Annotated in this window: 5 protein-coding genes; 4 read left to right on the plus strand and 1 reads right to left on the minus strand. The window is 41.4% G+C overall.

Annotated features, from left to right (window positions below):
• Positions 1 to 125: 125 nt before the first annotated feature.
• Positions 126 to 680 carry an acireductone dioxygenase gene (locus CDG77_RS32975; RefSeq protein WP_094333399.1) on the plus strand — a complete coding sequence of 185 codons (555 nt, stop codon included), beginning with the start codon at positions 126 to 128 and terminating at the stop codon, positions 678 to 680.
• Positions 681 to 707: 27 nt separating this feature from the next.
• Here the strand turns inward: CDG77_RS32975 and CDG77_RS32980 are convergent, their stop codons facing one another.
• Positions 708 to 1,505, minus strand: a complete 798-nt coding sequence (locus CDG77_RS32980) for a hypothetical protein (protein ID WP_094333400.1) — start codon at positions 1,503 to 1,505, stop codon at positions 708 to 710.
• Positions 1,506 to 1,871: 366 nt separating this feature from the next.
• Here CDG77_RS32980 and CDG77_RS32985 point away from each other — a divergent pair, with 366 nt between their 5' ends.
• From CDG77_RS32985 to ftsH4, 3 genes are all read left to right on the plus strand, one after another.
• Entirely contained in the window at positions 1,872 to 2,318 is a 447-nt protein-coding gene (locus CDG77_RS32985) for a TOBE domain-containing protein (protein ID WP_094333401.1), read from the plus strand.
• 979 nt (positions 2,319 to 3,297) lie between these two features.
• Positions 3,298 to 3,483: a DUF2949 domain-containing protein gene (locus CDG77_RS32990; protein ID WP_094333402.1), complete on the plus strand. Its 186-nt coding sequence runs from the start codon at positions 3,298 to 3,300 to the stop codon at positions 3,481 to 3,483.
• 94 nt (positions 3,484 to 3,577) lie between these two features.
• Positions 3,578 to 5,443, plus strand: a complete 1,866-nt coding sequence (gene ftsH4, locus CDG77_RS32995; protein WP_094333403.1) for an ATP-dependent zinc metalloprotease FtsH — start codon at positions 3,578 to 3,580, stop codon at positions 5,441 to 5,443.
• Positions 5,444 to 5,722 lie beyond the last annotated feature (279 nt).

Below are 5,722 nucleotides of genomic sequence, written 5' to 3' on the forward strand. Positions count from 1 at the left end.
GATTGGAGGTGAATCAAATTAACAGGATATCATGGGAAAATAAACCCCGGTTTGTCAATCGGGATAGTGGCTTTTTGTTTCAAAAAAGAGTATACTCTTCTTAACAGTTAATTAGTCTTTTTGTCATGGCTAACCTACTACTTGACGACGGTACGATTGAGAGTGATTTAGGCGAAATAGCTCGTGAACTTGCGCCTCTTGGCGTTCAACTCAGACACTACGACCCAGGAACATCGCTACTCTTCCCCAATCTGTTAGACCAGGACGTTTTAACTGAGTCTGAGAAACGTTATTGTGTAGAACTCCATAACAGCGTTTTTGAGTTTCTTCAGCAAGAAAATGGCACTATCTGGTGTGACTTGCTAAATATACATCCAGGTTCCTTTAATCTTCGCCATTTGATAGCAACTTATGGCCGTTACCACACTCATCCTGCGGCTGAACCCTTCTACGTGTTGGTAGGAGAAATGATTTATGGCTTCGTGCGACCCGATGGCAGCCAAGTCCAGCTTTTAGTTCAGGCACAAGACTATCTCTACATCCCTGCTGACGTTGAGCATTGGTGCAGCCCGACTGCATCGTTAAATTGCAAAGCGGTACGCTATTTTGCGATCGCTGAAGGTTGGGTTCCCAATTATACAGGTACTCAAGTGAGCGATTCACTCAACAAGCCGCGTTAAAGCTTAATGTTATAAAAGCTGACTACTTTACTCAACTTCTTCACAGTGAATTAACAGTTTTTCCATCGCTTCTGCTAGAGAAATCAACTCTGTCCAAGAGGAACCAGTAACTAAATTTTGAGCATGAGCTAATCGGTTTCGTAACTGTTCAGCAGATTTGAGGAAACGTTCGCCAAACCGCTTGGATTTTAGTCCGAGTCGATCGAGAAGTTCTGGCTGATTTAAAATCAACTCTCGTTTATCACAGAATTGCAGATAATCTAACAAATCGGTAGCTTCGTTTCTTTCTTGGCTTTCTCGCCATAGCCGTTGAGCAACTTCTAAACGCTCAGGTTTGAGGACTTTTTGCCAAGAATCTTGGGGATAGTAAATTCGCACCAGTCGCAGTAGATTCATTTCTAGCAGCGTTACCAAGCCAAACAGTAGCATTCGCGCGGGTGCTTTCTGCAAGTCGCCACAGGTAACAATCCCACTTACCTGATTGCAGTCTAAAACAAACAATCGCGGAGTTTGTTGTAGGATAGGTAGTAACTTTATCAGTGGGGTAGAAATAGCTATTAGTTCTTTGGGATGAAACACTCGTTGATAGTCGCTACATTTGCCTTCTTTGCCTTGCATCAAACTAGAGCGTTCTACATAACCACTTATAATATCTCCCGTCTCAACGCCGATAACATCAAAATTTTGTGCCTGCATCCAATGCAGCACTTCTGTCACCTCTGCATCAGCTGGCATAGCTTTGAGGGGTTCTGCCACGTATTCAATAGTGATATTGTTCTCAAATAAACTCCGCAGGTCTTGAGAACGCGATTTTAGGTGTTTCATCCCCCGGTTGTGAACTCACGTTAGATCGTTCTATGGCACTCATGCGATGTCTGTGGGGTTTTCTGCCAGATTACCTTTGCATAGGCGTAGCTCAATTTAGGCATCGCTATCTCAACAAATACCATAGACTTAGATCGTACCATCCTAGTTAGTATAAAGTATAGTGACGCTTTGATGTTTTCAAGTAACAAAATATTTTGCAGCTATAAAAAATAAATATTTATGTAGTTATCTGGATCGGATTAGTTGATTAATTTCGCTAAAAATTCCGAAAATTATCGCAAAAAAAATGTTATTACTAAAACGACATATCGAATTAATACTTGGTAAAATTTTACCAAGATAACCAAAACTGATAATATTATTATGCCAAGAAAAGAACAAGGATGGGTTACATTTCAAACTTCAGAGGATGAACGGAAGATTCTAGAGGAGTTCTGCGAACAATCTCAACGCACCAAGACTGAGATTCTGCGAGAACTCGTGCGTAGTCTCACTCAGCATTCGCCAGCACCAATATCGCCACCAACTCAGCAAGAAAAACAAGAAGATATCTACTACACTCAAAAGCCTGATATAAAAAGTAGTATTCAAAAAAAATCACTAAAAGTTAGCTCTCGCAATATTCTTAAAGGTGTTGTTAAACGAGTTGTTTATGGAGCAGTTAATAGTGAGGTAACTTTGGAGATTATTCATAAAGTAGAATTAACCTCAATTATCACCAGAGCTTCCGCAGAAGAGTTAGAACTATCTGAGGGAAAAGAAGCTTATGCAGTCATTAAATCTAATGATATTGTCATTGCTAGAGAATAAAAATCCTTGATTTTAAGCGTTGGGTATTAATTTTTGATTTGGCAAAACTTCAAGATAAATTGAGTATATATCGCTATTCAGCGTCGCAGATCCAAAGGGAATATATGGTAAAGTTTTTGCACCACTGAATAGCCCGTTGTAAGTAGAGCGGTGTAATTAAAGATAACTGGCTAGGGCTGTCCTTTGTCATTTTTCACTAGTAAGGGTTTCAAGCCTATTTACGTTTCGTAAGATAGTTTGGTTTATTTCCACCGACTTACTTACACATCTCGTGTATGTATCTAAAAGATATAAATCATTGCTGGGAAAGGAATATACAGCACTTTCCGAAGTTATGAGGTACACTAATTGATCCAATTATCGTTGATCTGTGCCAATAGTCGGGTAAAAAAGTTCGTAGTAAGGACTTCAGTCCTTGTCTTCTAAGCACTAAAGTGCTTACTACAAACTTTTAATTACTAGCTTGACAGACTACTAATAGCATCCCAAGTATCTGTACCTCATAGCAGCAGGAAGTGCTGTAACACGGAGGTATAGAAGAAGACATGGGGATTTATCTTTGCATTTCCCAATCTCTGCATCTTCTTTAAGGGACTTCCAAATAAAAAATACTCAACTACTTCTTGTGGGGTGGGCAACATGAGCGCCCACCCCCCAAGATTGGGTAATTCTATTTGTTGGAAGTCCCTAACAGCCTTCTGTTGATTAAAGTTTTCTCATTTCCAGTGGTGTTAAGTCTTTGAGTACGGTAAACCGTATTTGCTTGTTAGTTCCCAAAGATTAATTTAATTGTTAAGTTTAGTTACATAAATAAAAAAATGCTGCAAACAAACATTGCTAAACGGGAGAAATTATGAGAAGCCTTAGTATGCTTAACAATCAAGACAAACAGAAAAACTATTTATGCAGCCTGGACTTTAGACCGCAGAAGTCAAGCTCTGTCAGAAATAAGACTTAATCAACATTATTTAACATTGCGATGAAAGCTACAGATAAATTGGTGCATTTTTTAGAAGAAGATTTGGGTCTTTCTGGTGGAGCAATTTCTCTTGCTTTGCGACATTGCGAGCAGACTCCCAACTTTCTGGCTATGACCCTCTGGCAGTATGGACTGGTAACACTGGATCAGTTATCCCAAATTTTTGATTGGTTGGAAACAGTATAAGCTGTTGCTTCAACTATTTGAATGGTAAATAGTGGACTTTCCTACAAAGTCACATTCTCAACAGTTTTCATTTTAAGGATTGGTAACAACATCTATGGCAATTAAAGAACAACCTAAATCACCTCGGTTTCGGATCGTTGCTAATATATTACTGGCAGTATCAGGGCTATTCCTGCTCTTAAATTTATTTTTGCCTGGTTTATTTGCTTCTGGGCCTACTGGTGTTCCTTATAGCTTATTTATTCATCAAGTACAAGAAGGGGAAGTCAACCGCGTTTCTGTTGGTCAAAACCAGATACTGTACGAACTAAAAACAGAAAATGCCGAACCGGGACAGGTGTTTGCAACTACACCAATTTTTGATTTAGAGTTACCCAAACTGCTAGAACAAAAGGGAGTTGAGTTTGCTGCTACACCTCCACCCAAGAATACTTGGATTACAACCCTGTTAAGTTGGGTGATTCCACCACTGATTTTTATTGGGATTTGGCAATTCTTTCTGTCTCGTGGTGGTGGCGGTGGCCCCCAAGGTGCGCTTTCCATTGGTAAGAGTAAAGCTAAGGTTTACGTTGAAGGCGAATCAGCTAAAATTACCTTTGCAGATGTGGCTGGGGTAGAAGAAGCGAAAACTGAGTTAGTGGAAATTGTGGATTTCCTCAAAACTCCAGGACGGTTTACCCAAATTGGCGCGAGGATTCCCAAAGGTGTGTTGTTGGTTGGGCCTCCTGGTACTGGTAAGACACTTTTAGCAAAAGCCGTAGCAGGAGAAGCTGGAGTTCCATTTTTTAGCATCTCTGGTTCCGAGTTTGTAGAATTGTTTGTCGGTGTCGGTTCTTCCAGAGTGCGGGATTTGTTTGAGCAGGCAAAGAAACAGGCTCCCTGTATTATATTCATTGATGAATTAGATGCGATCGGTAAATCTCGTAGCAGTAACGGTTTCTACGGTGGTAACGATGAGCGAGAACAAACCCTGAATCAGTTACTAACGGAGATGGACGGGTTTGCGGCTGGGGATGCAACAGTGATTGTACTAGCTGCTACCAACCGCCCTGAAAGCCTTGACTCTGCATTACTACGTCCAGGCCGCTTTGACCGCCAAGTGCTGGTAGACCGTCCTGATTTATCTGGTCGGGAAGCAATTCTCAAGATTCACGCTCAAAAGGTAAAATTAGGAAATGATGTAGATTTAAGAGCGATCGCTACTCGGACTCCTGGTTTTGCTGGCGCAGATTTGGCAAACTTGGTCAATGAAGCCGCATTATTAGCTGCTCGTAATCTACGTGAAAGCGTTGCTCAAGAAGACTTTGCTGAAGCAATTGAGCGGGTAGTCGCCGGTTTAGAGAAAAAGAGTCGGGTGATGAACGAGACTGAGAAAAAGATTGTTGCATACCATGAAGTTGGTCACGCAATGGTCGGGGCGCTAACCACAGGAAACGGTCGTGTAGAAAAGATTTCGATTATTCCCCGTGGGATGGCTGCTTTGGGCTACACTCTGCAATTACCAACTGAAGACCGCTTTTTGATGAATGAAGCAGAATTGCGGGGTCAAATTGCAACTCTATTAGGTGGACGTTCCGCCGAAGAGGTTGTGTTTAACAGTATTACAACAGGTGCTTCTAACGATTTGCAACGAGCAACTGACTTGGCAGAACGGATGGTAACATCTTATGGGATGAGCAAAGTCTTAGGGCCATTGGCTTACCAACAAGGTCAACAATCGATGTTTTTGGGTAATGGTGGGGCTAATCCCCGGCGGGCGGTGAGTGAAGACACATCCAAAGCCATTGATAGTGAAGTCAAGGAAATTGTGGAAACAGCGCACGAACAAGCCTTAGAGATTCTCAGACAGAATCGAGACTTGCTAGAAGCGATAGCGACTCAACTCTTAGAAACAGAAGTCATTGAAGGCGAAAAACTACACAGTTTGCTGAGTCAGGTTAAACCCGTAGCTAATTCGTAATTTGTAATTTCTACAAAGAGGGACGCAGAGTATAGCTTTGCGTCCCTTTGCATTAAGAGGTTGTTTGAAAAGTCTTTGGCTGTGATTTTAGGCACTTGTTGATCCCCCCTAACCCCCATTAAAAAAAGGGAAGAATCAAAGTCCCCTAATTTATCGGGGGATTTAGGGGGATCTAAAACTTTTGATACCAATAAGTGGACTTTTCAAACATCCTCTAATACCCGTTCTGGATGAAAGTGCGCCGAACTATAGCGGTTCTTAGTTGAGTGAGGTACAAGA

It is taken from the genome of Nostoc sp. 'Peltigera membranacea cyanobiont' 213 (genome assembly GCF_002245975.1).
Classification (GTDB): Bacteria; Cyanobacteriota; Cyanobacteriia; order Cyanobacteriales; family Nostocaceae; genus Nostoc.